At 69.9% G+C, this 246-nt stretch carries 1 protein-coding gene; it reads left to right on the forward strand.

Going from position 1 to position 246, the window contains the following annotated elements; translation table 11 throughout:
- Positions 1-246, forward strand: a 246-nt coding sequence (locus ACPYOM_RS23385) for a hypothetical protein (protein ID WP_481347807.1), incomplete at both ends; no start/stop codon positions are given.

The following is a 246-nucleotide window of genomic DNA, read 5'->3' on the forward strand; positions in this document are numbered from 1 at the left end:
GGGTATAAGAGACAGGTCACGGCGGCCGCACGTCTCGTCGTGGCCCTCGACCGCGACGTCGTCGACGCCTACCCGCGTGCCACCGGGGCGTGCCGTCGGGTGCCCTCGTCGCCGTGCTCGTCGGTGCCGTCTCGGTGGCCGTCCTGGGGGCTGTCTCTTATACACATCTCCGAGCCCACGAGACGCGTAGTAATCTGGGGTGGGGGTCTTTGTTTTGGAGGAGAGGGGGGGGGGGGGGGGGGGGGG

It is taken from the genome of Monashia sp. HAY1-2A (assembly GCF_056755315.1).